Below are 25,473 nucleotides of genomic sequence, written 5' to 3' on the forward strand. Positions count from 1 at the left end.
GTGGAGAATCAGCGCTCATGGCCGGGTTCGCACTTCTCCCCCAAGCCGTCATGATCGCGATCGGCGGCGTGCTCGCACCTGCGCTCTTGCGGTTCATGAGCAGCAACGCGCTCACCGTCGTCGCCCTCGCGATGCAGGCTGTGGGACTCGTGTGGCTCGCCACTGATCCCGCCAGCTTCGTGGTTCCGCTTGCCGGGCTTCGCCGTTGCGCTCGTGACGGGCGCAGCACTGGTGACGGTTGATGCGCTCCTGAACCCACGCTTCGCCCGCAGCTAGCAACGCACAACGCCGCCCCTCCCTCTCGGGTGGGGCGGCGTTGTGACGTGGGGATTAGTCTTCGTCAGCGTCTTCGCGCGGCTTCAGGTACGGGTCTTCGTCACCCGCGTACTGCGCCTTGGCGGCAAGACCGGCGACCTCAGCGTCACGCTCACGCGCTTCGCGCAGCAGTGCCGAAATGTGGTCAGCCGTTTCGGGCAGCGCGTCGGAGATGAACTCCAGCGTCGGAACCAGGCGCACACCGAGGTGCTTGCCCACTTCCTTGCGGAGCATGCCCGTCGCGGCCGTCAACGCAGCAGCACTCGACGCGCGCTCTTCATCGGTGCCGAGCACCGTGTAGAACACCGAAGCGTGCTGCAGGTCACCCGAAACTCGAACCTCCGTGATGGTCACGAAACCGAGGCGCGGGTCGCGCAAGCCTTTGTCGAGGCGTTCCGCGAGAATCACGCGGATGCGGTCGGCCAATCGTCCTTGACGTTCACCAGCCATGTTGTCCTCCTCTTGTGCCTATGCGGCAACAGATCTGTTGGGAGCGTACTGCGCCTGAGATGACAAGGCCGCGTGAGTCGTAAACTCACGCGGCCTTGATCACACCTTAGGCGCGGGGCTTCTCGACCATTTCAGTGGTCTCGATCTCGTCACCGATCTGGATGTCGTTGAACTTACCGAGGCCGATACCGGCTTCGAAGTCGGTACGAACTTCCGTGACGTCGTCCTTGAAGCGACGCAACGACTCGATAGCCAGCCCGTCTGCGACGACAACGCCGTCGCGGATGACGCGTGCCTTCGCGTTGCGGGTAATGGTTCCCGAGCGCACGATGACACCGGCGATGTTGCCGAACTTCGAGGAGCGGAACACCTCACGGACCTCGGCAACACCCGACTGGACCTCTTCGAACTCCGGCTTGAGCATGCCCTTAAGCGCGCTCTCGATGTCATCGATTGCCGAGTAGATAACCGAGTAGAAGCGGATGTCGACGCCTTCGCGCTGGGCGCGCTCGCGAGCCTTAACGTCCGGGCGGACGTTGAAGCCGACGATGATGGCGTCGTCGATCGTTGCCAGGTCAACGTCGCTCGCCGTGATGGCACCCACACCGCGGTGCAGGATGCGCAGCTGAACGGAGTTGTCGACCTCGATCTTGAGGAGCGACTCTTCCAGGGCTTCAACAGCACCAGAAACGTCACCCTTGATGATGAGGTTGAGCGACTCGACCTTGCCCTCTTCGAGTGCACGGGTGAAGTCTTCAAGCGAAATACGCTTACGAGCCTTCGCGAGCTGAGCGTTACGGGCAGCGGCTTCACGCTTCTCAGCGATCTGACGTGCCGTACGGTCTTCTTCGGTCACGATGAACGTGTCACCAGCGCGCGGAACAGAGTTAAGACCCTGAACCTGAACCGGACGCGACGGGTAGGCCTCTTCGACCGACTCGCCGTTCTCGTCGATCATGGCGCGAACGCGGCCATACGCGGTACCGGCGACGATCGCGTCACCAACGCGCAGGGTTCCGGACTGGATGAGCACGGTAGCCACCGAACCACGGCCCTTGTCGAGCTTGGCTTCAATAGCGACACCGCGGGCGTCCTTGTTCGGGTTTGCGCGCAGGTCAAGGCCAGCGTCAGCCGTCAGCAAGACAGCGTCAACGAGCTCCTGGATACCCAGGTTCTGGCGAGCCGAAACGTCGACGAAGATAACGTCTCCACCGTATTCTTCGGCAACCAGACCGTACTCGGTCAACTGCTGACGAACCTTGGCGGGGTTGGCTTCTTCCTTATCGATCTTGTTGACCGCGACCACGATCGGCACGTTAGCTGCCTGTGCGTGGTTCAACGCCTCAACCGTCTGCGGCATGATGCCGTCGTCGGCTGCGACAACGAGGATCGCGATGTCAGTGACCTGAGCACCACGAGCACGCATAGCGGTAAACGCCTCGTGACCCGGGGTGTCAATGAACGTCACAGCACGCTCGATACCTTCGTGCTCAGTCCAGATCTGGTATGCACCGATGTGCTGGGTGATGCCACCGGCTTCACCAGCAACCACGTTGGTCTGACGGATCGCGTCAAGAAGGCGCGTCTTACCGTGGTCAACGTGACCCATGACGGTGACGACCGGCGGACGAATCTCAAGGTCTTCGTCGTCTTCTTCTGCAAGCTCGTTCTCGAGGTCGAGACCGAAGCCCTCCAGGAGTTCTTTGTCTTCGTCCTCAGGCGAAACCATGTCGATCTTGTAGCCGAGCTCAGCGCCCAGTACTTCGAACGTGGCCTCGTCGAGCGACTCCGTAGCCGTCGCCATCTCACCGAGGTTGAAGAGGATCGTGACGAGGGTACCCGGCTGAACCGTGTAACCCGTCAGGGTCTCAATCTTGTCGGCGAAGTCCGAAATCGAGGAGCCGCGACGCAGGCGAATCGTCTCGCCGTTACCGCGCGAAACGTTAACACCGCCAACGAGCGGCGCATCCCGCATTTCAAACTCTTGGCGCTTCGCGCGACGCGACTTACGCTGCTTCGACTTGCCGCCGCCCTTACCAAAGGCACCAGCTGTTCCGCCACGGCCACGACCACCGGGGCCGGGACGACCTGCGAAACCGCCACCACCGGCACCAGGACCACCGGTTCCGCCGCCGGGACGCTGGAATCCACCGCCGCCACCGGGGCGACCAGCACCACCGGCACCGCCGGGACGCTGCTGGAACGGTGCACCAGGACGACCGCCACCACCGGGGCGACCTGCGCCACCCGGGCGCGGAGCACCCGGACGCGGGGCGCCGGGACGCGGAGCCTGCGGACGTGGGATGTTACCCGGCGTCGGGCGCTGGCCCATGCCCTGTGCCGAAGCGAAGGGGTTGTTGCCGGGACGGGGTCCAGCGGGACGCTGACCCATGCCCTGCGACGAAGCAAAGGGGTTGTTGCCGGGGCGCGGTGCGCCACCCGGGCGGGGTGCCGGTGCCGGTGCCTTCGGTGCCGGAGCACCGGGCTTCTGGGCAGCCTTCGGAGCCGGAGCACCACCGTCGGTGGCGGGCTTCTCAGCAGCTTTCGGGGCCTCAGCAGCGGGAGCTTCGGCGGCCGGCGCCTTCGGAGCCGGCTTCGGGCCAGGCTTCGGGCCGGGCTTGGCAGCACCTGCGGCAGGCTTAGCTGCGGCGGCCTTGGCAGCCGCCGGCTTAGCCGGAGTCTTCGCGGCAGCGTCTGCTGCCGGAGCGGGGGCAGCGGACGCAGCAGCGCCCTCCGCCTCGAGCGCAGCGCGAAGCTTGCGCGCAACGGGGGGTTCAATCGTTGAAGAGATGCTCTTCACGAACTCGCCAAGTTCTTTCAACTTGGCCAGTGCATGCTTGCTGTCTACTCCGAATTCGGAGGCAATTTCATGCACGCGTGGTTTGGCAGCCACTGATTCTCCTGTCTGGGTCTACCCAGGCAGGGCAGACCTATTGGCGGACGGGTCTCATTTCGAGCCGTTCACTTTGTTTCCATAGCCGTTCAGCCGTTTCTCGATGGTCTGTGTGTCGGGCGAACCCGATACTCGCAGTGCCCGTACGAACGCTTTGCGTTGGAGTGCCTTGGCGAGGCAACTGGCCTCGTCATGTACCCACGATCCTCTCCCACCCAGCGCTTTCCGCTCGTCGATGACGAGGCGGTTGTCGTGGATGGTGACCCTCAGAAGTGAGGAGCGAGAACCGTGTGATCGGCAACCGACACACGTTCGTACGGGTTCCATCTTACACCTCCCCCGCGTTTACTCGCGCCCCGCCAGCGGTGCGGCGGAACACGAGACGCGGATGCGTGGACTAGTTCTCGTCGAGAATCGAGTCTGGCTGGATGTCGATCTTGGCACCGGTGAGCTTGGCGGCCAGACGCGCGTTCTGACCTTCCTTACCGATAGCGAGGGAAAGCTGGTAGTCCGGAACCAGGGCGCGAACGGCCTTGGTCTGCGCGTCCAGAATGAACGAGCTGGTGACCTTTGCCGGTGAGAGCGCCTGAGCAACGAAGGCTGCGAGCTCCGGGTTGTAGTCGATGATGTCGATCTTCTCGCCGGAGAGCTCTTCGGTTACGGCGCGCACGCGGCGACCCATTTCACCGATGCAAGCGCCCTTGGCGTTGATCGACGAGTCTTTTGCAACGACGGCAATCTTGGTGCGGTGGCCGGCTTCACGAGCGAGCGACACGATCTCAACAAGACCCTGAGCGATTTCCGGAACCTCGAGAGCGAAGAGCTTGCGCACGAGACCCGGGTGGGTGCGCGAGACAGTGATCTGCGGTCCCTTGTTGCCCTTGGAAACGCTCGTCACGTAAACACGCAGGCGCGAACCGTGGGTGTATTCCTCGGTCGAAACCTGCTCTTCCGGGGGAAGAATCGCTTCGATCGTGCCGAGGTCGACGTGAATCATCTTGGGGTTCGGGCCCTGCTGAATGACACCGGCAACGATGTCCCCCTCCTTGGCACGGAACTCACCGAGCACGGCGTCGTCGGCGATGTCGCGCAGACGCTGGCTGATGACCTGCTTCGCGGCGAAAGCGGCGATGCGACCGAAGTCTTCCGGCATCGTCTCTTCTTCACCGATGACGGCGCCTTCTTCGTCGAGAACCGGAATGTAAACCGCGACGTGGCCGGTCTTGTGGTCGAGCGATGCGCGGGCACCCTCAGGCAGCTCGTCGTCGGGCGACGTGTGCTTGGCGTAGGCGGTCAACACGGCCTGCTCAATAATGTGAGCAAGCTCAGCGAAGGGAATCTCCTTCTCACGCTCGATCGTGCGCAACAGCGAGAGATCAATGTCCATAACGGCCTCCGTATTCAGCTCTGACCCCGGCAGGGGCATCGAACCATTCTAACGGATGCCTCCTGTGACGAAACCTTCGCCCTCCACCCCGGGCGTTGCGCCCTCCGCAACCGCGTGGTTCCGCTCTCCGTGGTTCCGCTCTCCCTGTTCCGCCCCCCTGGTTCCGGCTCCGCTTGACCGTTATGCAGGATCAGGAACGATCTGCAGGAATTCTGGGCCTGAAAAGAGCCGATTTGGGCGCAGATTCCTGCAGAACAGTCACGACGCGACTCGCGGAACCATGGAGCAAGCGCAACCATCGGCTCGCGGTGCTAGGGATGGTGGCGTTGCGCGCGGAATCTAGGCGTGGGCCGAAGGCAGGGCGTTGATCGCGTTGACGAGTTGGAAGAGCGAGCCCACCTTGAATTGGTTGAGCACGAGCGAGATGCGCGGCAGGTCGAGCTTGTCGTGGTCTGAACGCTCGGGGGCGTACGGTTCGGCGCGGCGAATCTCCCCCTCCTTCAGCAAGAACGCAAACTTCTCGTTGAGCTCGGCAATCTCCTCATCGGTCGGCGTGTGCTTGAGACGCAACACCAGGGTGTCGCCGACCCAGCGCAGTGAGTCGTAGTTGTGCCAGAAGCCAACGATGGCAGCGTGCGCCGCTTCGACGGAATCCGTGACGAGCAGTCGGTCGAGGTCGTCAGGCGAAATCACGCCGGCGGGCATCATCGTGTCGCGAATGTAGTGTTCGAGGTTCTTCCAGAACACGCCGCCCGGCTCATCGAGCAACACAATCGGCACGGGCTCGGCCTTACCAGTCTGCTGCAGGGTGAGCAGTTCAAACATTTCGTCGAGGGTTCCGAAGCCACCGGGAACACAAATGAACCCGGTCGATTCCTTCACCAGCATGAGCTTGCGCGTGAAGAAGTACTTCATGGCAACGTGCTTCGGGTCTTGCCCGATGATCTCGTTGGCTTTCTCCTCGAACGGCAGGCGAATCGAGACACCGATCGACATGTCAGGCCCGGCGCCCTCGGCCGCGGCCTGCATGATGCCGGGGCCGGCACCGGTGACGACCATCCAGCCGTCGCGCGCGAGGGCAGCGGCCGCATCGTGCGCGGCACGGTAGGCGGCAGAATCCGGCTGCGTGCGAGCGGAACCAAAAATCGTCGCCTTGGGAACGTCGTGATACGGCGCGAAGAGTCGGAATGCATTGCGCATTTCGATGAGCGACGCCGACGTGATCTTGAGGTCGAGACGGTCAGTGTCGTCCATGCCGAGTTGCAGGCCCGACGTCAGGATGCGGCGGATGAGCGTGCGGTTGTCGGAGATTCCCGCGTCACCGATGAGGCGATCGATGTCGTCAATGAGTTCAGGCGTGAGGTCGTTCTCAGGGATATCCGTCGTGCTCATGCCTCCACCCTCTCACCCCCAGGTGACGAAGGGGTGAATGCTACGGCGCGAGTGCGTCGATGAGTTGCTCGGCAACCCAGGTGAATTCGGTCGGCGCGAGCTCATGGGGTGCCGCGACCGCAACCGTGTTGGTTCCGTCGGTGGCAAAAATGCCCATGTTGCCCTCTGCGACAAACGGCATGACGACCTCCGCGGCTTCGCCGTTCGCGATCTGCACCGGCACACCCTTGCCCCTGATGACGCCGTCGTCGAAGGCGACGGCTCCTCCCGGCACGACCGTGACGCTGAACATCAGCTCGACACCTAAGCTCTCCGGATCGGAGCTGGGCATCGAGAAGGTGCAGAAGTTGCCGAGCGTTGCATAGAGCGGGGCCAGGAGCGATGAGTCTGCCATGTTTTCGACCACCAGCGTGATCGGCGAGCCGTCGGGTGGAGTGAGAAGTTCGGCAAGATCCGCGCAGGCAATGGGCGGTCTCGACCATGTCGAAGCCGTCGCCTGCGGAACCACGGGTTGCGGCAGCGCGTCGCCGCGCTCCGCGGCTTGCGTAAGAAGGCCTTGAATGATGGCAGGGTCGTCGCTGGTCAGGCTTCCGAAGGTGACCATCGAGTACCAGCCCTGCGAAGTGAGCATGGTTGCTTCGCAATTGTTTTCTACACACTGCGCGGCATCAACGACAGAATCCGGTGCCGCTGCCGCGGGAAGTGCGGTCAAGACGACGACGGCGCCGAGATACATGTCGTCGGCCCACCATGTGCATTTCACGCCGCCAAGCGCTTCTTCTTGCCCAATCGACCAGTTCACGCCGAGGTCTGTCATGGCATGGTCGAAGGCAGTGGCCAGCTCGATGTTAGAGAACGCGTTCGTGCAATCGCCGTTGAACGCGTAAACCGGTTCGGTGTCGGTGGGCGACGGTGTGGGTAATGCGCTCTCCGATGGGGCGCTCGTGGTGGTGGGCGCTGCAGAGCTCGTGCTCGGTGTCGGGCTCGATGTGGGCCCGCACGCGACCAGTGACAACATCGCGACGAGCGCCGCCCCACTCCACACCAGTTTGCGCATTCGACTCACTCTCCCGAGTTAGACGAAAGTATGCGCGCTAGGGTGCAAGCCCGTCAATGAGTTGCTCTGCTACCCATCCGAAATCTGACGCCTCAGCATGCATCGCGACCTCAATCGCAACGGTGTTGGTTCCGTCTGTCGCAAAAACAGCCGAACTGCCCTCGTAGATAATTGGCATCAAAACTGCGGCGGCCTCGCCGTTAGTAGTTTCCAGCGGCGTGCCTTTACCGCTGATGACTCCAGCGTCGAATGCGACGGCGCCTCCCGGCACGACGGTAACGGTGAAGCTGACCTCATTACTCGTGCCGTCCGGATCGGGGTTGGGCATAGAAAAGTTGCACTCCTTGCCGAGCAGATCATAGAGCGGCCGCAGGAGTGAGTCGCGCTTCGGGTTCTCGCCCTCGTTTGTGATCGGCGAGCCATCGGGTGCGGCGATCAGCACTCCCAGGTCGACACACTCAGGAGTCGGTCGTTCCCATGTCGCCGTCGTCACTGCAGGGATCACCGGTGCCGGCAGCGCATCGCCGCGGTGCGCCGCCATTTCGAGGAGAGACTGAGCAACGCCCGCCTCTTCGCTGGTCGCGCTCCCGGAGACGGTTATGGAGTACCACCCTTGCGCTCTGACCATGGTCGCTTCACAGAAGTATCCGCCTGAGCATTCCACCCCTTCGACGACGGCGTCGGTGATGCGCTCTCAGATGGCGCGCTCGTGGCTGTCGGCGCCACCGAAGTTGCACCCGGTGCGGGGTTGGGTACTGGCCCACACGCAACCAACGACAACACCGCTAGGACGGTTCCGATACCCCACAAGCTTCTTCGCATAGGGTCAACGGAACCGTTTGCGCGGGAATGAGAAAAAGGCGGTGTCAGCATGAGCTGACACCGCCTTTTCCAGACCTACTAAGCCCCGAACTGTGCGAGGGCTTCGGCCACCGGCATCGGCGTCTTGACGCCGGTGCGGCGGTCCCAGACCTCGACCTCACGGTCAGCCGCGCCTCGGCCAACGATGATGATGTGGGGCACACCGAGCAGCTCGGCGTCGCCGAACTTCACACCGGGTGAGACCTTGCCAGCGCGGTCATCGATAAGAACTTCGCGGCCAGCGCCCTCAAGCGCGGCAGCGACTTCTTCGGCCAGTTCGAACGCCAGCGCGTCACGACCGGTCGCCACAACCTGCACATCGAACGGCGCGATCGACTCGGGCCAAATCAGGCCGCGGTCGTCGTGGTTGAGCTCTGCCAGCACGGCGAGAATACGCGTCACGCCGATACCGTACGAACCCATCGTGACGGTCGTCAGCTTGCCGTTTTCGTCGAGCACCTTGAGGCCCAGCGATTCGGCGTACTTGCGGCCGAGCTGGAAGACGTGACCGATCTCCATGCCACGCTGCAGCGTGACGGGGCCGGAACCATCCGGAGCTTCGTCACCCTCACGAACGCTGGCAATCTCAACGATGCCGTCAGCGGCGAAGTCACGACCGGCAACCAGCGAGTGCACGTGCTTCTCGTCGATGTTTGCACCCGTGATCCACGTGGTTCCGTCAACCACACGCGGGTCCAGGAAGTAGCGGATGTTTGTCGCAGACTCTTCACCGAGAAGGGTGCCCTGCGCAGTCCACGGGCCGATGTAGCCCTTGACCAGCAGCGGGTTCTTCGCGAAGTCAGCGTCAGTTGCCTGCTCGACCTCAGCCGGAGCAAATGCAACCTCAGCGCGCTTCTCGTCAACCTCGCGGTCACCGGGAATACCGACGATAACAACCTCACGCGTGCCGTCGAGGTGCGTAAGAGCGAGCACAACGTTCTTCAGCGTGTCAGCGGCGGTATAGTCACCGTCGAGCACGGCATTCGTGTGCGCGACGAGCGTCTCGATCGTGGGCGTATTGGGCGAATCGTAAATGACCGGCTCGGGCAGACCCTCGATCGAACGAGGCTCGGGCGCGAGCGTCGCAAAAGCCTCGACGTTCGCGGCGTAGCCACCGGCGGAACGCACGTAGGTGTCTTCACCGATCGCGGTCGGGTGCAAGAACTCTTCAGAACGCGAGCCGCCCATGGCACCGGCGTCAGCCTGAACGATCGCGTACTCGATGCCGAGGCGCTGGAAAATACGCTCGTACGCGTCACGCTGCGCCTGGTACGACGCGTCAAGACCCTCGTCTGACGAGTCAAACGAGTAGGCATCCTTCATCGTGAATTCGCGGCCGCGCAGGAGGCCAGCGCGAGGACGAGCCTCATCGCGGTACTTGTCTTGGATCTGGTAGATCGTCAGCGGCAGGTCTTTGTACGACGAGTAGAGGTCTTTCACCATGAGCGTGAAGGCCTCTTCGTGCGTCGGCGCGAGAAGGTAGTCGGCACCCTTGCGGTCGTGCAGGCGGAACAGCGCGTCGCCGTACTCTTCCCAGCGACCCGTCGCCTCGTACATGTCGCGCGGCAGGAGGGCCGGGAAGTGCACTTCGAAGGCACCAGCGGCGGCCATCTCCTCGCGGATGATGTTCTCCAACTTGCCCTTCACGCGCAGGCCAAGTGGCAGCCACGCAAAAATGCCTGGCGCCTGCCGACGAATGTAGCCAGCGCGCACGAGAAGCTTGTGCGAGATGGCTTCCGCGTCAGCGGGATCTTCACGGAGAGTACGGACGAAGTAGTTAGAGAGTCGTGTTACCACTCCTCGATTCTAGGGCGCGACCCGCCGGGCGCCGAACGCGTAGCCTGATTACGACGAGATTGTGAAAGGTCGACGCGTGACAACGATCCTGCTGACGGGCTTTGACCCCTTCGGAAACGACACCGAAAACCCCTCCGGCGACGCCGTACGGCTGATCGCCGAGACCTGGCAGGGGCCGGAACCATTGGTCACGGCCGTCTTGCCGGTTACGTTCGCGGGGGCTGGGGCCAAACTGCGCGAGCTCATTGCCGAACACGCGCCAGACCTCATCATCGCGACGGGTCTGGCCGGCAACCGCGCGGCACTCAGTTTCGAACGCGTTGCCGTGAACCTGCGCGACGCCCGCATTCCCGACAACTCGGGCGACCAGCCGGTCGACACCCCCGTGGTTCCGGATGCCGCGAGCGCCCTTTTCGCGACGCTCCCCGTCAAGGCGATGACCGCCGCGGTGGCCGCGGCCAATGTGCCCGCCGAACTCTCGCTCAGCGCGGGCACGTTCGTATGCAACGACGTCATGTTTCAAGCGATCGATGCGGCCGGTCACGCCCGCGCGGGCTTCATCCACGTGCCGTGGGCCGACGGGCAAAAGCCGGCGCCGACGCCCACACTCCCCCTCGCCGACATCGCGCGCGGCATCGAGGTCGCGATTCGCACAGCGCTCGACACGACCGACGACCTGTCAGTAGCCGGCGGAACCATCAGCTGAGTCGGCGACTCGTCAGTGGTCGGACGGAACCACGGTCGTCGTCATGACGAGAAGCTGCGGGTCGCTGAGGTCAAGCGCGACGGTGATCGACGCAAACGCGTCGAGGCTGTCGACGTGCGTGCCGCCGCACAAGAAGTGTGCTTCGCCCGCCGGCAAGGCGCAGTGCCACGTGCGCCGGTCGGCGATCGTGTCGCCCTCAACTTCGATCCACGAGCGGCCCGATGACGCCACCCAGGCGGCAAGCAGGTCGTTGATCTGTGCTTCGCGCTGCGCGAGCGATGCGGCGAGGTCGTCGGGGCGGAAGCCCGCCTTACGCAGACTCTTACCGAGGCGATACGTGTCAACGCTGCCGTCAGGGTGAATCTGGCTCGAGGCTCCCGCCCGGGCCTCAAAGTTGGGGCTGCCGAGCGGGTCTATTCCGGGGTCTTTGTGCCACAGCTCGGCGAGCGCGGCGTCCAGGGCGAGGGAGGCGAGGTGGCACGCGGTGTGGCCGCGGCTCAGCCCCGCGCGCAACGTGCCGTCAACGGTCGCCTGCACCGTGGTTCCGGCGCCCCACGTAACCGGCTCAGCAACAAGGTGGCCAACGTGCCAGCCCCACCCATCGGCACCGCGCTTTACCGGAATCTCCTCACCGACAGCGAGCACACCAGCGTCGTCAATCGCGACCATCACGGTGTTCGCAACGCGCACCGTGGTTCCGTCAGCCGTGAGTGTTCCGGTGTCTCCCGGCTGATCCGGCCACGTGTGATCGACCGGGTGAAACGGCGTCTGCTGCAGGATGACGACGGAACCACCCGCGTGGGGCCTGACATCGGCGACGGTGGTCTCTTCGGTGAGGGCGCCGGACGGAAACGTGACGGTGGTGGGTTGCATGCGTCCATCTTCACACCCCGCGCGCCGCGGCGAAACAAAGGAAGGGCCGCTCCCCCGTGCCTGGAAGAGCGGCCCAGACCAAGCCTGCTGCGCTTGGTCGGTCTATGTGCTTAGAGTGCGCGCAAGATGTCTTCGACGCGCGCCTTGGCGTCGCCGAACAGCATCGAGGCGTTCTCGCGGAAGAACAGCGGGTTCTGCACGCCCGCGTAGCCAGCGGCCATCGAGCGCTTGAACACGATGACGTTCTTGGCTTCCCACACCCGCAACACCGGCATGCCAGCGATCGGGCTCGACGGGTCTTCAGCCGCCGCGGGGTTGATCGTGTCGTTCGCGCCGATGACGAGCACGACATCGGTCTCAGCCAGGTCGTCGTTGATCTCGTCCATCTCGAGCACGATGTCGTACGGAACCTTCGCCTCGGCGAGGAGCACGTTCATGTGGCCGGGCAGGCGCCCGGCGACCGGGTGAATACCGAAGCGAACGTCGACGCCCTGGTCGCGCAGCTTCTGCGTGAGCTCAGCAACCGGGTACTGCGCCTGGGCGACGGCCATGCCGTATCCGGGCGTAATGACCACGGAGGACGCACCCTTGAGCATGGCGGCCGCGTCATCGACGCTGACCTCACGGTGCTCGCCGGTCTCCTCTTCGCCGTCCTTCTTGGGGGCTGCGATACCGAAGCCACCCGCGATGACGGAGATGAAGGAGCGGTTCATGGCCTTGCACATGATGTACGACAGGTAGGCACCGCTGGAGCCAACGAGGGCACCGGTGACGATGAGCAGGTCGTTGTTGAGCAAGAAACCGGCGGCGGCAGCGGCCCAACCGGAGTACGAGTTCAGCATCGAAACGACGACCGGCATGTCGCCGCCACCGATCGAGGCGACCAAGTGCCAACCGAGGGCGAGCGCGAGCACCGTAACGACGATGAGCAGCACGAGCGACGGCGTAATGACATACCAAACTGTGAGCGCGACGAAGGCGACAAGCGCACCAACGTTGAGCACGTTCTTACCCGGCAACATGAGCGGCTTAGACGACATGCGGCCCGACAGCTTGCCAAACGCGACGATCGAACCGGTGAAGGTCACGGCACCGATGAACACACCAATGAAGACCTCAGCGTGGTGGATATCGGCGAGCGCACCGGTGTAGTGCGGCGGCTGCAGGTGGCCGTTCCAACCGACGATGACGGCGGCCAGACCCACAAAGCTGTGAAGCAGCGCGATGAGCTCGGGCATGCCCGTCATCTCAACGACGCGTGCTCGCCAGAGGCCAATGATGGCGCCGACGACGATCGCGGCGATCAGCAGGCCGAAGCCCAGGATCGACGGGTTCTCGGTCTGGAACGACACCCAAATGGTGGCACCGAGTGCGAGTGCCATACCGATGATGCCGAAGCGCACACCGTTCTTGGCGGTCTCGTGCTTGCTGAGTCCAGCAAGGCTGAGGATGAAGAGCAGGGCGGCAACGATGTACGCGGCACCCGCGACGGCAGCGGCCGTCGAAGACATGGATTCAAACACGAAAGTATTCCTCGTTCTGGCGGTGCCGGGTTAGCGCTCGGAGCGGGGGTCGCGGGAGAACATTGCGAGCATGCGCCGCGTTACCGCGAAGCCACCGAAGATGTTGATGCTGGCGAGCAGCACGGCTACGGCCGCCAGAATCTGCACCACGATGTCGTCCGTGTTGAGCTGCGTGATCGCACCGACCACGATGATGCCGCTAATCGCGTTGGTGACGCTCATGAGCGGCGTGTGCAGCGCGTGTGCCACCTTGCCGATCACATAGAAACCAATGACGACCGACAGCATCAGCACCGTGAAGTGCTGCGGCAGCGGTGCGGGTGCGAACGCGTTGACGAGGAAGAGAGCGGCGATACCGGTAGCGATAAGACCGGTCTTGGCGCCCGCGCTCATGCCCTTCTTCGCTGCCGCGACCGGCACCTCGGCTGCGGGAGCAGCAGCAGGTGCGGCTGAGACATTGACGGGCGGCGGCGGGAACGTCACGTCGCCGTCACGGGTGACGGTGACGTTGCGCTGCACGACGTCGTCCCAATCGAGCGTGAGCTGGCCGTCCTTGGCGGGGGTCAGCAGCTTCATCAGGTTGACGAGGTTGGTGCCGTACAGCTGCGATGCCTGGGTAGGCAGGCGGCCGGCGAGGTCGGTGTAGCCGAGGATGATGACGCCATTGTCGGTGACGATCTTTTCACCAGCAACCGAACCGACGACGTTTCCGCCGGAGCCGGCAGCCATGTCAACGATGACGGAACCAGACTTCATGGATGCAACGTCGGCTGCGGTGATCAGCACGGGAGCGGCGCGCCCCGGGATCTGCGCGGTCGTGATGATGATGTCGACGTCAGCAGCCTGCTCGGAGTACAGCTCGGCCGCGCGCTTGTCGTAAGCCTCGCTCGTGGCCTTCGCGTAACCGTCGGTGGACTGCTCAACCTCAACCTCGACGGGGAGGTAGGAGCCACCGATCGACTTGACCTGGTCAGCAACTTCGGGGCGCGGGTCGGTGGCGCGAACGATCGCGCCGAGGCTCGATGCGGCACCGATCGCAGCGAGGCCGGCGACACCGGCTCCAGCGACGAGCACCTTCGCGGGCGGAACCTTACCGGCCGCGGTGACCTGGCCGGTGAAGAAGCGACCGAACTCGTGAGCGGCTTCGACGACGGCGCGGTAGCCCGCGATGTTTGCCATCGAGCTCAGCACGTCCATCGACTGCGCGCGGGAAATGCGAGGCACGGAGTCCATTGCGAGAGCGGTGACGCCACGGGCGGCGAGGGCCGCAAGCAGGTCGGGGCTCAACGCTGGCGCGAGGATTCCGACGAAAACGGCACCGGCGCGCATCTGGTCAATCTGTGCCTGCTCCGGAGCAGCGACAGCGAGCACAATATCGGCGCCCCATGCCTCGGCTGGCGACACAATGCGTGCGCCCGCCTTTTCGTACGCGCCATTGGAGAAGCTGGAACGCTCTCCTGCGCCGTCGGCGACGGATACGTCGTATCCGAGACCTGCCAACTGGGTCACCGTAGCGGGCGTTGCAGCGACGCGTGTCTCTGCGGGCCCCTCGGCAACAATGCCGATGACTGCCATGTTCTCTCCATCTCCGCTGCATTGCGGACGAACTCTTCGCCTTCGCGAAATTCAACAGGGCGCAGGAGCGCCACACAACGCCTTGTAGTCGCGATGCTCAAATAATGTGAGCGAAAGTCACCGGGGATGAGGCGACTGTGGAAACACTATCCGCAACGCCTCTCAAAGATCAGCAATTAATGACCACTTTGAGAAGAAAGATTGGCAATTCTTTCGGAAATGGAAATATAACCAAGCAGGTGCTTGGTTACCGGTGTCGCGCGAGGAGCTCGGCGATGATCGATGTCGCGGTTCCCACCAGCTCTTCTTCCGATCGCGTCTGTGATCCCATCGCAATGGTGACCCGGTTTGATCCCACAACGGCCACGACAGCCGTTGTCATCGAGTACGGCATTTCTCGCACGACCCAGGCGTTGTCGGCGCCCAGTACGGTGTAAGGCTCAGCCTTTAGTGCTTCGAGGCGCGCTTCACTGGGCGCTCCGTGCCCGGGCTGAATGACCGCCGCGATCATCGTGTTCTCTTGATAACCCGTGAGTGGGCACCACACGTAGGGTGCTGTCTCACGTAGCCCCTCGGTGAAGGGACCCACGCCGATGACATCTGTCGGCAAGCCCGGCTCAAGCTCGTCGGTCGGCGACCACTCTTTCACCACCCCCATGACAACGTCACAGGTCAGAGGTTCTTGCCACGCATCGAGAGGTAGCGTTCCGATGGCAGGTTCGTCCGCTGATTCCAGGGCGTCGGTGACGTCACCGACGACTTCGTCTCGAACGTCAGGCGCGGCGTTCACGACGACCGCAATGCCATTGGCCTCAATGAGGTGCTGGCAATCTTCGAAGATCGAAACGCACTCCCCTGTGAACCACTCTGGCCACTGCTGTCGAAGGCTGTCGCTGATCGCGGCCGACGGTATGACCTGGATGCTCGAATACGAGATGCCATCTGCTGTCACCCAGCCACACGAGAAGGCACCGATCCGCGCAGCACTGTCGGCGTAGAACGGCTCCCATCCGAGACCGTCGCTCGATGTCTCGTCGAAATTGCGCGGTGTGAGCCCGAGCTCCGTCGCGCGTGCTGTCGACACGAGCGCGGTGCAGTCCGAGTCGAACGGCGCCACGGTGGCGGCGAGGGTGATTGCCGCAATGCGGCGACGGTGAGCGGGGCTCTTAGCCGGTGACGACCTGGGCAGTTCCGATCGAGGCGTCGGGGCCCATCTCTTCGGCGATGCGGCGCGCTTCGTCGATGAGCGTCGCGACAATCTCGGACTCAGGCACGGTCTTGATGACCTCACCCTTGACGAAGATCTGACCCTTGCCGTTACCGCTCGCCACACCGAGATCAGCTTCGCGAGCTTCGCCGGGGCCGTTAACAACGCAACCCATGACGGCCACGCGAAGCGGAACCGTGACGTCCTTGAGACCCTCGGTTACCTGCTCCGCGAGCGTATAGACGTCGACCTGTGCGCGACCGCACGATGGGCACGAAACGATTTCAAGCTTGCGCTCGCGCAGGTTAAGTGACTGCAGAATCTGGTGACCGACCTTGACCTCTTCGGCCGGCGGCGCCGACAGCGAGACGCGAATCGTGTCGCCGATGCCCTCAGACAGCAGAATTCCGAAGGCGGTGGCCGACTTGATCGTGCCCTGGAAGGCCGGGCCTGCCTCAGTCACACCGAGGTGCAGCGGCCAGTCGCCCCGCTCAGCAAGCTGACGGTAGGCCTTCACCATGACGATCGGATCGTTGTGCTTGACCGAAATCTTGAAGTCGTGGAAGTCGTGTTCTTCAAACAGCGAGGCCTCCCACACGGCGCTCTCGACGAGAGCCTCCGGCGTTGCCTTGCCGTATTTCTCCATCAAGCGGCGGTCAAGCGAACCGGCGTTGACGCCGATGCGCAGTGAAACACCAGCTTCCTTCGCTGCCTTCGCAATGGCACCGACCTGGTCGTCAAACTTGCGAATGTTGCCCGGGTTAACGCGCACCGCGGCACAACCAGCGTCGATCGCCTGGAAGACATACTTCGGCTGGAAGTGAATGTCGGCGATCACCGGAATCTGACTCTTCGCCGCAATGATGTGCAGCACGTCAGCGTCATCTTGACTCGGCACGGCAACGCGCACGATCTCGCAGCCCGAGGCGGTGAGCTCGGCAATCTGCTGCAGCGTGGCGTTGATGTCGGTCGTTGGTGTCGTCGTCATCGACTGCACGCTCACCGGGGCGTCGCCGCCGACGAGAACCTTGCCCACGCGAATCTGACGAGACTTACGACGGGGCGCAAGAATTTCACGAGCGGTGGGGATTCCGAGATTAACTGCTGGCACGTATCCAGCCTACGCCGAACCGGGTGTGTGAGCGCTGAGCAACTCTGTGCAATGAGTTGACTTATTGGCGCGGCGTACGCCGTTCCTCTGATAACCTCGCCCCATGATCGCGAACCGTTCCTGGTGGCCCGCCTCCTAGGCGGTGCGTTCGCGATTCTTCGAAGAGACCGTCCCCACTGGGCGGTCTTTTTTGTCTATGCCGCCGTGAACAGGAGCAAAGAATTCATGTCTGGCCTGCTTGATGCACTCCCCCTCGACGCGCCGTTCGTGCTTCTCGCACGCCAGGGTTCCGACGACGTTGAAGTCCTCACCGGAGAGGTCACCGATGTCGAGTTGCTTGCCGACATTCCGCTTCACGCCGCTGACGGAACCGCCCGCGAAGTCTTCGCGATGGTCCCGTACCGCCAGGTGCGCGAGCGCGGATTCGAAGCGCACGATGACGATGCGCCGCTGCGGTGCCTGATCGTTACTGACCACGCTTTCTTTCCCCGCACCGAAGCGCTCGACACGTTGCCTGCGGCGCCCATCGCGCTCGCCGATGCTGGCTTCGACATCACGGACGAGGACTACGCCGAGATCGTGCGCCGCGTCATCCGCGATGAGATCGGCCGGGGGGAAGGCGCCAACTTCGTCATCCGCCGGGATTACGTCGCGGGTGTCGAAGCCGACCCGCGCACGGCGGCCCTCACATGGTTCAATGCCCTTCTCGAGCATGAGCGTGGCGCCTACTGGACGTTTGCGGTCGTCACCGAAGAGTACATCGCGGTCGGCGCAAGCCCCGAAGCGCACGTGTCATCGCAGGGCGGTGTCGTGACGATGAACCCGATCTCCGGCACGTTCCGACACCCGGCGGGTGGCGCGACGAAAGAGACGCTCTCCGAATTCCTCCGCTCTACAAAGGAGACGGAGGAGCTCTTCATGGTCGTTGACGAAGAGCTCAAGATGATGAGCGCCATTTGTAGCGACGGCGGGCGCATCACCGGCCCGCACCTCAAAGAAATGTCGCGCCTGACGCACACCGAGTACATGCTGCGGGGCTCGAGCCGCCTCGACCCGCGTGACGTGCTGCGCGAAACGATGTTTGCGCCGACCGTGACCGGCTCTCCCATGCAAAACGCGTGTGCCGCCATTCGTCGCCACGAGTCGGCGCCGCGCGGCTACTACTCGGGTGTTGCCGCGCTGTTCACGCCCAACGCTGAGGGCGGCCACGACCTTGACGCCCCCATTCTGATTCGCACCGCCTACATCGAGAACGGCCGTCTGCGCGTTCCGGTCGGCGCAACGCTGGTGCGCCACTCCTCCCCCGAGGGCGAAGTGAGCGAAACGCACGGCAAGGCCGCCGGCGTGCTGGGCGCGATCGGAGCGATTACGCGCGACACCCCCGTCGACCCCGACCAGCCTGCCGAACGCCCGTCGCTCGCTGCCGACCCCGACATCGCCGAGCTTTTGGTCTCACGCAACGAGCGCCTGGCCCCGTTCTGGCTGAACGCGCAGTCCGCGGCTGGTGGGGCGTTCACCGGAACCTCGGTGCTGGTTGTCGACGCTGAAGACCGGTTTACGACGATGCTGGGTCACCAGCTTCACCACCTCGGCCTGGACGTCACGATCACGCCGTGGAGCGAAGTCACGGACGACGCGGTGCGCGCCGCCGACCTCGTCGTTTCTGGCCCGGGCCCCGGCGACCCGCGTGATGGTTCCAGCCCCCGCATCACCCGCATGCGCGAGGTCGTTGCGCTGCGCCGTGCCACGAGCGCGCCGCTCGTTGCCGTGTGCTTGAGCCACCAGATTCTGTCTGACCAGTTGGGCATCGAGCTCGCGCCGCTGGCGTCACCGCACCAGGGCGTGCAGAAGAGCGTTGACGTGTTCGGCGAGCCCGCAACGATCGGTTTCTACAACACGTTCACGGCGCGCGTCACGCCGGGCACCGAACTGGTCGGCGATGTGACGGTGTCTGCCGACGCCGCCACGGGTGATGTCTACGCGCTACGCGGCCCAAAGGTCGCGTCGGTGCAAGGGCACGTCGAGTCGATCCTGTCGAAAGACGGCATCCACACGCTCGAGCGCCTCGTACGCGCTGCGCTCGCTTAATCGTCGTGTGGGGTGCCGGTGACGGTGCCCCACACCCGGTTTAGAACAGCTGAACCGGGTTGACGATGTCGGCGATGAGCAGCAGCGCGCCCATGCCGACGAGCGCTATCACGACCACGAAGGTCAGCGGAACCAGCTTGGTCGCGTCCACAGGTTTGGGGGCGGGGCGACGGAACAGTTTTGCCCAGCCACGCTTGATCGCGTCCCACAGTGCGACGACGACGTGACCGCCGTCGAGCGGAAGGAGCGGGATCAGGTTAAACACGAACAGCGCGATGTTCAGGGAAGCCACGAGGCTCAGCACACCAGCGACGCGCGTCGCGATGGGCGCATCGATCGCCGCGACCTCGCCGGCAATTCGACCAACACCGACAACACTGATCGGGCCGTTGGGGTCGCGCTCACCGCCGGTCACAAGGGTGACAGCCGTGTTGTAAAGCTTGACGGGCAGTTCGACCATAATTCCGGCAACCGCGCCCACGTTCGACGCTGTCTGCTCGATACCTGCGGAAAGCGGCTGCGGCGTGAGAACCTGCGTCGGACCAAAGCCGACGAATCCGACGTCAACCATTTGCGTGGTTCCGTCAGCGTTCGTAACGATGTTGCCCTTGTCATCGACCGCGGGGCGCTGCGCCAGCATCGGCGTAACGGTGAGCGTGAGGGGCTCGGCCTCACCGCCGCTCGACGACGGGCGCAGAATGCTGAAGCTGAGCTCGGTGCCCGGGTTGTCGCGGATGATAGTGGAGACCTCAACGAAGTTTTCGACGGGCTTGCCGTCAATCGCGGTGATCGTGTCGCCCGGCTTGAGGCCGGCGGCGGCTGCAGGAGACGCCGGGTCGTCGGGCGTGCACTCGGTCTGCGTCGACGATGCCGGAATCACACACTCATTAATCGTGGCGATCGTGTTGCTCGACTGCTGAATGCCGATGCCGCTCAAAATCACCGTGAACAGCACACCGGCGAACAGCAGGTTCATGAGCGGGCCGCCGAGCATGATAATGATGCGCTTGTAGGTCGGCAGCTTGTAGAAGACGCGGTCTTCGTCGGCGCCGATCGTTTCGTCATTCGCGTCGCGGGCGTCTTGCACCATAGTGCGGAAGAAGCCGCCACCGGCTTTCCCCGTCTTCGCATCGCCCGCGGTCGGCGGGTACATGCCCGCCATTGAAATGTAGCCACCGAGCGGAATCGCCTTGAAACCGTACTCGGTTTCACCGAACTTCTTCGACCACAGCGTCGGCCCGAAACCGATCATGTACTGGCCAACGCGCACCTTAAAGAGCTTCGCGGGCACCAGGTGGCCGATCTCATGCAGGGCGATAGATACGGCGAGTCCGACGACAATCACAAGAATGCCGATGATGAAGGCGAGCACAGTCACACGCCGAGGCTACAACGCTCACCTTTGTGACAGCCGCAAGGTGGGATGATAGAAGCGACATGTCTACAGACACTCCTGCCTCAAACCTGCCTCCCGTCCTGCGCCCGGAAAACCCACCGCAGCAGGCCCTCGGAGCCTTCGCTGACCGCTTTGCTACGCGCACGCTCGGCGACCTTGACAACATCACGTTCTCCGGCCTCACGTTGGCAACCGCCGATCTGCGCCCCGGCGAGATTTTTGTTGCGATCAACGGCGTGAACACGCACGGCGCGTCGTTCGCGCAGCGCGCGGGTGACACCGGTGCTGTGGCCGTCGTCACCGACGAGGCTGGTGCCGTGCTCGCTGAACCCAGTGGTCTGCCGATTCTCATCGTTAATGACCCGCGAGCGCTGCTCGGCGACATGAGCGCCTGGGCGTACGGCACGGGCGCAGACGATGACCTCCCGCTGTTACTGGGAACGACCGGAACCAATGGCAAGACGAGCGTGTCGCACCTATTGGAGGGCATCCTGCGTCAGCTGGGCGTCGTGTCTGGCCTATCGTCGACAGCCGAACGCCACATCGCGGGTCAGGTCATCGTGTCGCGTCTCACGACGCCTGAGGCCAGCGAAATGCACGCGCTCCTCGCGCTCATGCGTGAGCGTCATGTCGAAGCCGTCGCCGTCGAAGTTTCGGCGCAGGCGCTGAGCCGTCACCGCGTTGACGGCCTGATGTTTGACGTTGCCGGGTTCACGAACCTCAGCCACGACCACCTTGATGACTACGCCGACATGGATGAGTACTTCGAGGCGAAGCACGCGCTGTTCCACGCCGACCGCTCACAGCGCGGCGTCGTGAGTTTGGACTCTGCAGCGGGAGCCGAAGTTGTTGCGCGCTCCGAGGTTCCAGTCGTCACCGTCGGCACCCCACTCATCGCTGCTGACCCCGACGCTGCTCGCGCCGCGCACTGGGTGGTCGACATCGTTGCCGAGCACCAGCAGGGCACAACCTTCACCCTCACCGGCCGCGACGGGCGCACCCTCACCACCGTGGTTCCGGTTATCGGCCCGCACATGGCGGCCAACGCTGGCCTCGCCATCGTCATGCTGTTAGAGGCAGGCTACGACTGGGATCGGATTGCGGGCGCGCTAGAGCGCGACGGCCGCATCACCGCGTATCTCCCCGGACGCACCGAACTGGTTTCGGGCGCGACCGGCCCCGCCGTCTACGTCGACTTCGGGCACTCCCCCGACGCGTTTGAAAAGACGCTCGCTGCAGTGCGCCGGGTGACGCCTGGCCGCGTGCTGATGCTGTTCGGCGCCGACGGTGACCGTGACGCCACGAAGCGGAACGACATGGGTCGCGCGGGCGTGCTCGGTAGCGACATTCTGGTGATCACCGACCACCACCCGCGCTTTGAGGACCCTACGAGCATTCGTGCCACCCTCATCGAGGGCGCCCGTCTTGCTCAGCCCGACGCGGAGATTCATGAGTTCTCGCCGCCGGAGTCTGCGATCATCGCCGCCGTCGGCATGGTCGGCGACGGCGACGCGATTTTGTGGGCAGGCCCCGGCCACCAGGACTACCGCGATATTCGCGGCGTGCGCACCCCGTACTCCGCACGCGAACTGGCTCGCCGCGCCCTGCGCGACGCTGGCTGGCCGGTGGGCGAACCCAATTGGCCGGTTCCCTGCGCTGACTAACGAAAAACCTCGCTTTGCCCAGATCGGGCGAAGCGAGGTTTTTGTTTGGCGGTGCGGTTAAGCGCGAGCAGCGATGCGCTGATCTGCGGTGCGCCGCGCCCAGGCTTCTGTCTCGGCCAAGCTTTCGCGCGTGAGTTCGTCGGGTGCCTCGTGTGCGTCGACCACCGCCGCGATGGTATCGACGATGTCGAGGAAGCCAATCGCTCCGGCGTGAAAAGCGTCCACTGCCTGTTCGTTGGCGGCGTTGTAGACCGCGGGGAAGGTTCCGCCGGCCCGACCGACATCCTTTGCCAGCGCGACAGCCGGAAACGTGTCGTTATCGAGCGGTTCGAATGTCCACTGCGTGGCCTTCGTCCAATCCAGCGGCGTACCGACACCGCTGATGCGGCTCGGCCAATCGAGCCCGAGCGAAATCGGAAGCCGCATGTCTGGCGGCGAGGCCTGCGCCATCGTGGACCCATCGGCGTACTCGACCATCGAGTGCACGATCGACTGCGGGTGTACGACGACCTCGATCTTGCTGTACGAAACACTGAACAGCAGGTGCGCCTCGATGACTTCGAGACCCTTATTGACGAGGGTGGCGGAGTTGGTCGTGACGACTTTGCCCATGTCCCACGTCGGGTGCGCGAGCGCCTGCTGAGGCGTTACCGACGCGAGCTGTTCGCGAGTGAACCCACGGAACGGGCCGCCAGAGGCTGTCACTACGAGGCGGCGAACGTCGGAGGGTAGGTTGCCCTTGAGCGCCTGCGCGAGCGCCGAGTGCTCACTGTCAACCGGAACGATCTGACCAGGCTCAGCGATCGCGGTAACAAGGTCACCACCAACGATGAGTGACTCTTTGTTGGCGAGCGCCAGCGTCTTGCCGGTCTCGAGCGCGGCAAGCGTTGGGCCGAGGCCGACGGAGCCAGTGATGCCGTTAATGACGACGTCAGCGTCAACGTCACGCACGAGCTGCTCGGCGTCTACGGCGCCGAGAGCCGTGTCTTCAACGTCAAACTCGTCGGCTTGAGCACGGACCCCTGCGGCGTCGCTTCCGGCAGCCAGACCCACGACTTCGAAGCGCCCCGGATTGGAGCGGATGACGTCGAGGGCCTGGGTGCCGATAGAGCCAGTGGAACCAAGAATGATGACGCGACGCATGTCGCCCACCCTACGCGGCTGGCGGGATTACTGCGCGGCCGGCGTCGACGTTGCGAGAATGTCGACGACGAAGACGAGCGTCTCCTTTTCGAGCTCGTGCCCAGCCTGTGCACCGTAACCGGCTGCGGGCGGAACGACGACGAGAACCTGCGAACCGACTTCGTAGCCTTCGAGCGCCTGCTTGAAGCCCTCAACAACACCGGTGGTCGGGAACGACGACGGCACAGCGCCGCGGCTCCACGAGCTGTCGAACTCGGTGCCGTCAGACCACTTGATGCCCATGTACTGAACGGTCACGGTGTCGCCTGACTTGACGACGCGGCCGTCGCCCTGCTTGAGCGTTGCGAGCTTGACCTCGGTGGGCGCGTCGCCCTTCGGGATCGTGACGGTCGGGGTGCCGTCTTCGGCGAGCGTGACGGTGGGCATGCCCTCAACGGCAGGCTGCTGCTCGCCCCATGCGACGTTTGGCGTGATGCCCTTGATATCAAAAATCCAGATGTAGGCCGGACGGTCGGTGCTTGCCGGCGTGGTCACGGCGACACGGGAGCCGACGGGTGCGCAGCTAATGGCCTGTGCCATGCCGGTCTCTGCGACGATCGACGTCAGTACCGGGTCGCTCGTCCAGCCAGCTTCAGCGACCTTTTCACCGGTCGACGCGTCAAAGATCGTCTGTGCGACGTCAACGAGCTGGCCGTACTTGAGCTCCTCGCCATCGCCCTCGACGGTGACGGTGCGCTCGATGCCAGCAACCTCGAGGGGTGCCGTAAACGTCAGCGTCGGCTCCTTCGTGGTGTCGGGGTCAATCGTGACAGCCTCGATCGACGGGCCACTCTCGTACGCCGCACCACACAGGTCAGTCGTGGGGTCAACGGCGGGTGCTTCGTTGCCGGTCGCCGACGTTACGGTGGGTGTCGGGGTAGGCGTTGCACTGCCGGTCGAGCAGCCAGCAAGAGCCAGTGCTGAAATCAGCAGAGCGGGGGCAATAAGGGAGAGTCGAGCGCGCACGGGTTTCCTTTGCAAGACAGACGGAACCTCTATTCTGTCGCACGCGGCTATGCCTCGCCTGGGAGAACGTTGCGTCACGCTGACACGGCCACGTACCCCATGCCAGTCGGGGCATGCGCTGCGTAGTAAACTCGCTTGGTGACTTCTGACGAGCAGGAACCCGAATCGACTCCCACTCCGTCGAAGAACCGCCCGACGTTCATGTACTGGTTCGGTCGCGCCATTCTCACGCCGCTGGCTCGTTTTATTTACCGCCCGCGTGTCGAGGGCAAAGACAACGTACCAATGACGGGCCCGGTCATCTTCGCGAGCAACCACCTGTCGTTCATCGACTCGATCGCGATTCCGGTCGTCGCTCCGCGCCCAGCGCATTTCCTCGCGAAGTCCACCTACTTTGAAGGCACCGGCCTCAAGGGCTGGGCGCAGCGCTCGTTCTTCACCTCCATCGGCGCGATCGGTGTCAAGCGTGGTGCCGGCCAGGCCGCACTCGATGCGCTTGAGCAGCAGCGTCAGTTGCTCGAAGAGGGCCGCGCCGTCGCGCTGTATCCCGAAGGCACCCGCTCGCTCGATGGCCGCCTCTACAAGGGCCGTACGGGTGCTGCGTTCTTGGCACTGCAGACCGGCGCACTCATTGTGCCCGTCGGCTTGATAGGCACCGACAAGGTCATGCCGAAGGGCGCAAAGATGCCGTCGCTCAAGGAGCGCATCACCGTGAAGTTCGGTGAACCGCTCGACCTGTCATCACATGGCCCCGCCACCAGTGGCAAAGCCCGCCGCACCGCGACCGATGAGATCATGGCCGCGATCCATGCCCTGTCGGGTCAGGAGCTTGCGAACCAGTTCAACGAGGTTCCCGCTGCCACCCCGATCGAGCGCATCAAGCAGGTTCTGCCCCACGAACGCCGCTAGGTGTACTGACCCGGATCGTTGTTGACGTAGGAGAGACCTCCGTAGTCGAGTTGGAGCTGTCTAGGTTCCCTCGAGTCCACGGAGGTCTCTCGTGTCTCACGCTAATGCCCGGCTGGCTCCG

At 63.8% G+C, this 25,473-nt stretch carries 22 protein-coding genes; 6 read left to right on the top strand and 16 right to left on the bottom strand.

Annotation, left to right across the window (positions count from 1 at the left end; translation table 11 throughout):
• Positions 1 to 17: 17 nt before the first annotated feature.
• On the top strand, positions 18 to 242 hold the full coding sequence (locus tag ACQUSY_RS06040; RefSeq protein ID WP_428903602.1) for a hypothetical protein: 225 nt from the start codon (positions 18 to 20) through the stop codon (positions 240 to 242).
• An 88-nt stretch (positions 243 to 330) separates the two neighbouring features.
• Here ACQUSY_RS06040 and rbfA read toward each other — a convergent pair whose 3' ends face one another.
• From rbfA to ACQUSY_RS06070, 6 genes are all read right to left on the bottom strand, one after another.
• On the bottom strand, positions 331 to 765 hold the full coding sequence (rbfA, locus tag ACQUSY_RS06045; protein ID WP_428903603.1) for a 30S ribosome-binding factor RbfA: 435 nt from the start codon (positions 763 to 765) through the stop codon (positions 331 to 333).
• Positions 766 to 871: 106 nt separating this feature from the next.
• Positions 872 to 3,658 (bottom strand): translation initiation factor IF-2, encoded by a 2,787-nt coding sequence (gene infB, locus ACQUSY_RS06050; protein WP_428903604.1) that lies wholly within the window; start codon positions 3,656 to 3,658, stop codon positions 872 to 874.
• A 54-nt stretch (positions 3,659 to 3,712) separates the two neighbouring features.
• On the bottom strand, positions 3,713 to 3,985 hold the full coding sequence (locus ACQUSY_RS06055) for a YlxR family protein (protein ID WP_428903605.1): 273 nt from the start codon (positions 3,983 to 3,985) through the stop codon (positions 3,713 to 3,715).
• Positions 3,986 to 4,055: 70 nt separating this feature from the next.
• Complete coding sequence (nusA, locus tag ACQUSY_RS06060; RefSeq protein ID WP_428903631.1) at positions 4,056 to 5,045, bottom strand: transcription termination factor NusA; 990 nt, start codon at positions 5,043 to 5,045, stop codon at positions 4,056 to 4,058.
• Positions 5,046 to 5,384: 339 nt separating this feature from the next.
• Positions 5,385 to 6,437 (bottom strand): LOG family protein, encoded by a 1,053-nt coding sequence (locus tag ACQUSY_RS06065; protein WP_428903606.1) that lies wholly within the window; start codon positions 6,435 to 6,437, stop codon positions 5,385 to 5,387.
• Positions 6,438 to 6,477: 40 nt separating this feature from the next.
• Positions 6,478 to 7,254, bottom strand: a complete 777-nt coding sequence (locus ACQUSY_RS06070) for a hypothetical protein (RefSeq protein ID WP_428903607.1) — start codon at positions 7,252 to 7,254, stop codon at positions 6,478 to 6,480.
• A 79-nt stretch (positions 7,255 to 7,333) separates the two neighbouring features.
• Here ACQUSY_RS06070 and ACQUSY_RS06075 point away from each other — a divergent pair, with 79 nt between their 5' ends.
• Positions 7,334 to 7,516 carry a hypothetical protein gene (locus ACQUSY_RS06075; RefSeq protein WP_428903608.1) on the top strand — a complete coding sequence of 61 codons (183 nt, stop codon included), beginning with the start codon at positions 7,334 to 7,336 and terminating at the stop codon, positions 7,514 to 7,516.
• Between the two features lie 15 nt (positions 7,517 to 7,531).
• Here the strand turns inward: ACQUSY_RS06075 and ACQUSY_RS06080 are convergent, their stop codons facing one another.
• Positions 7,532 to 8,122, bottom strand: coding sequence for a hypothetical protein (locus ACQUSY_RS06080; RefSeq protein ID WP_428903609.1), 591 nt, complete (start codon positions 8,120 to 8,122; stop codon positions 7,532 to 7,534).
• A 272-nt stretch (positions 8,123 to 8,394) separates the two neighbouring features.
• A complete protein-coding gene (locus ACQUSY_RS06085) occupies positions 8,395 to 10,152 on the bottom strand; it encodes a proline--tRNA ligase (protein WP_428903610.1) in 1,758 nt (585 codons plus the stop codon).
• Between the two features lie 76 nt (positions 10,153 to 10,228).
• On the opposite strand from ACQUSY_RS06085, the gene pcp reads away from it, so the two are divergent.
• On the top strand, positions 10,229 to 10,858 hold the full coding sequence (pcp, locus tag ACQUSY_RS06090; protein WP_428903611.1) for a pyroglutamyl-peptidase I: 630 nt from the start codon (positions 10,229 to 10,231) through the stop codon (positions 10,856 to 10,858).
• A gap of 12 nt (positions 10,859 to 10,870) precedes the next feature.
• On the opposite strand, the gene ACQUSY_RS06095 is transcribed toward pcp, so the two are convergent.
• The 5 genes from ACQUSY_RS06095 to ispG all read right to left on the bottom strand — a co-directional run bounded on the left by ACQUSY_RS06095 (position 10,871) and on the right by ispG (position 17,147).
• Positions 10,871 to 11,731: a hypothetical protein gene (locus ACQUSY_RS06095; protein WP_428903612.1), complete on the bottom strand. Its 861-nt coding sequence runs from the start codon at positions 11,729 to 11,731 to the stop codon at positions 10,871 to 10,873.
• A gap of 110 nt (positions 11,732 to 11,841) precedes the next feature.
• Positions 11,842 to 13,242, bottom strand: coding sequence for a Re/Si-specific NAD(P)(+) transhydrogenase subunit beta (gene pntB, locus ACQUSY_RS06100; RefSeq protein ID WP_428903613.1), 1,401 nt, complete (start codon positions 13,240 to 13,242; stop codon positions 11,842 to 11,844).
• Between the two features lie 42 nt (positions 13,243 to 13,284).
• The gene (locus ACQUSY_RS06105; protein ID WP_428903614.1) at positions 13,285 to 14,829 is read right to left on the bottom strand and encodes a Re/Si-specific NAD(P)(+) transhydrogenase subunit alpha; all 1,545 of its coding nucleotides are present in this window, start codon (positions 14,827 to 14,829) and stop codon (positions 13,285 to 13,287) included.
• A 247-nt stretch (positions 14,830 to 15,076) separates the two neighbouring features.
• The gene (locus ACQUSY_RS06110; protein ID WP_428903615.1) at positions 15,077 to 15,913 is read right to left on the bottom strand and encodes a hypothetical protein; all 837 of its coding nucleotides are present in this window, start codon (positions 15,911 to 15,913) and stop codon (positions 15,077 to 15,079) included.
• Positions 15,914 to 15,995: 82 nt separating this feature from the next.
• Entirely contained in the window at positions 15,996 to 17,147 is a 1,152-nt protein-coding gene (gene ispG / locus ACQUSY_RS06115; protein WP_428903616.1) for a flavodoxin-dependent (E)-4-hydroxy-3-methylbut-2-enyl-diphosphate synthase, read from the bottom strand.
• A 225-nt stretch (positions 17,148 to 17,372) separates the two neighbouring features.
• Here ispG and ACQUSY_RS06120 point away from each other — a divergent pair, with 225 nt between their 5' ends.
• Positions 17,373 to 19,235 (top strand): chorismate-binding protein, encoded by a 1,863-nt coding sequence (locus ACQUSY_RS06120; RefSeq protein WP_428903617.1) that lies wholly within the window; start codon positions 17,373 to 17,375, stop codon positions 19,233 to 19,235.
• Positions 19,236 to 19,275: 40 nt separating this feature from the next.
• Here the strand turns inward: ACQUSY_RS06120 and ACQUSY_RS06125 are convergent, their stop codons facing one another.
• Positions 19,276 to 20,613 carry a M50 family metallopeptidase gene (locus ACQUSY_RS06125; protein ID WP_428903618.1) on the bottom strand — a complete coding sequence of 446 codons (1,338 nt, stop codon included), beginning with the start codon at positions 20,611 to 20,613 and terminating at the stop codon, positions 19,276 to 19,278.
• Positions 20,614 to 20,672: 59 nt separating this feature from the next.
• Here ACQUSY_RS06125 and ACQUSY_RS06130 point away from each other — a divergent pair, with 59 nt between their 5' ends.
• Positions 20,673 to 22,295, top strand: coding sequence for a Mur ligase family protein (locus tag ACQUSY_RS06130; RefSeq protein ID WP_428903619.1), 1,623 nt, complete (start codon positions 20,673 to 20,675; stop codon positions 22,293 to 22,295).
• A gap of 57 nt (positions 22,296 to 22,352) precedes the next feature.
• On the opposite strand, the gene dxr is transcribed toward ACQUSY_RS06130, so the two are convergent.
• Both dxr and ACQUSY_RS06140 read right to left on the bottom strand, forming a co-directional pair.
• Positions 22,353 to 23,438, bottom strand: a complete 1,086-nt coding sequence (gene dxr, locus ACQUSY_RS06135) for a 1-deoxy-D-xylulose-5-phosphate reductoisomerase (RefSeq protein WP_428903620.1) — start codon at positions 23,436 to 23,438, stop codon at positions 22,353 to 22,355.
• A gap of 27 nt (positions 23,439 to 23,465) precedes the next feature.
• Positions 23,466 to 24,443 carry an FKBP-type peptidyl-prolyl cis-trans isomerase gene (locus ACQUSY_RS06140; RefSeq protein WP_428903621.1) on the bottom strand — a complete coding sequence of 326 codons (978 nt, stop codon included), beginning with the start codon at positions 24,441 to 24,443 and terminating at the stop codon, positions 23,466 to 23,468.
• Positions 24,444 to 24,644: 201 nt separating this feature from the next.
• On the opposite strand from ACQUSY_RS06140, the gene ACQUSY_RS06145 reads away from it, so the two are divergent.
• Positions 24,645 to 25,352, top strand: coding sequence for a lysophospholipid acyltransferase family protein (locus ACQUSY_RS06145; protein WP_428903632.1), 708 nt, complete (start codon positions 24,645 to 24,647; stop codon positions 25,350 to 25,352).
• The last annotated feature ends 121 nt before the right edge of the window (positions 25,353 to 25,473 follow it).

The organism is Microbacterium daqui (assembly GCF_050408675.1).
GTDB lineage: Bacteria > Actinomycetota > Actinomycetes > Actinomycetales > Microbacteriaceae > Microbacterium.

Excerpts from the sequence above, each read along its gene's own strand:
- rbfA (WP_428903603.1), bottom strand. The coding sequence starts at position 765 with ATGGCTGGTGAACGTCAAGGACGATTGGCCGACCGCATCCGCGTGATT.
- ACQUSY_RS06145 (WP_428903632.1), top strand. The coding sequence starts at position 24,645 with ATGTACTGGTTCGGTCGCGCCATTCTCACGCCGCTGGCTCGTTTTATT.
- dxr (WP_428903620.1), bottom strand. The coding sequence starts at position 23,438 with ATGCGTCGCGTCATCATTCTTGGTTCCACTGGCTCTATCGGCACCCAG.
- nusA (WP_428903631.1), bottom strand. The coding sequence starts at position 5,045 with ATGGACATTGATCTCTCGCTGTTGCGCACGATCGAGCGTGAGAAGGAG.
- ACQUSY_RS06105 (WP_428903614.1), bottom strand. The coding sequence starts at position 14,829 with ATGGCAGTCATCGGCATTGTTGCCGAGGGGCCCGCAGAGACACGCGTC.
- ACQUSY_RS06130 (WP_428903619.1), top strand. The coding sequence starts at position 20,673 with ATGTCTACAGACACTCCTGCCTCAAACCTGCCTCCCGTCCTGCGCCCG.
- ACQUSY_RS06070 (WP_428903607.1), bottom strand. The coding sequence starts at position 7,254 with ATGACAGACCTCGGCGTGAACTGGTCGATTGGGCAAGAAGAAGCGCTT.
- ACQUSY_RS06055 (WP_428903605.1), bottom strand. The coding sequence starts at position 3,985 with ATGGAACCCGTACGAACGTGTGTCGGTTGCCGATCACACGGTTCTCGC.
- ACQUSY_RS06065 (WP_428903606.1), bottom strand. The coding sequence starts at position 6,437 with ATGAGCACGACGGATATCCCTGAGAACGACCTCACGCCTGAACTCATT.
- pntB (WP_428903613.1), bottom strand. The coding sequence starts at position 13,242 with ATGTCTTCGACGGCCGCTGCCGTCGCGGGTGCCGCGTACATCGTTGCC.
- ACQUSY_RS06120 (WP_428903617.1), top strand. The coding sequence starts at position 17,373 with ATGTCTGGCCTGCTTGATGCACTCCCCCTCGACGCGCCGTTCGTGCTT.
- ACQUSY_RS06095 (WP_428903612.1), bottom strand. The coding sequence starts at position 11,731 with ATGCAACCCACCACCGTCACGTTTCCGTCCGGCGCCCTCACCGAAGAG.
- ACQUSY_RS06080 (WP_428903609.1), bottom strand. The coding sequence starts at position 8,122 with ATGGTCAGAGCGCAAGGGTGGTACTCCATAACCGTCTCCGGGAGCGCG.
- ACQUSY_RS06040 (WP_428903602.1), top strand. The coding sequence starts at position 18 with ATGGCCGGGTTCGCACTTCTCCCCCAAGCCGTCATGATCGCGATCGGC.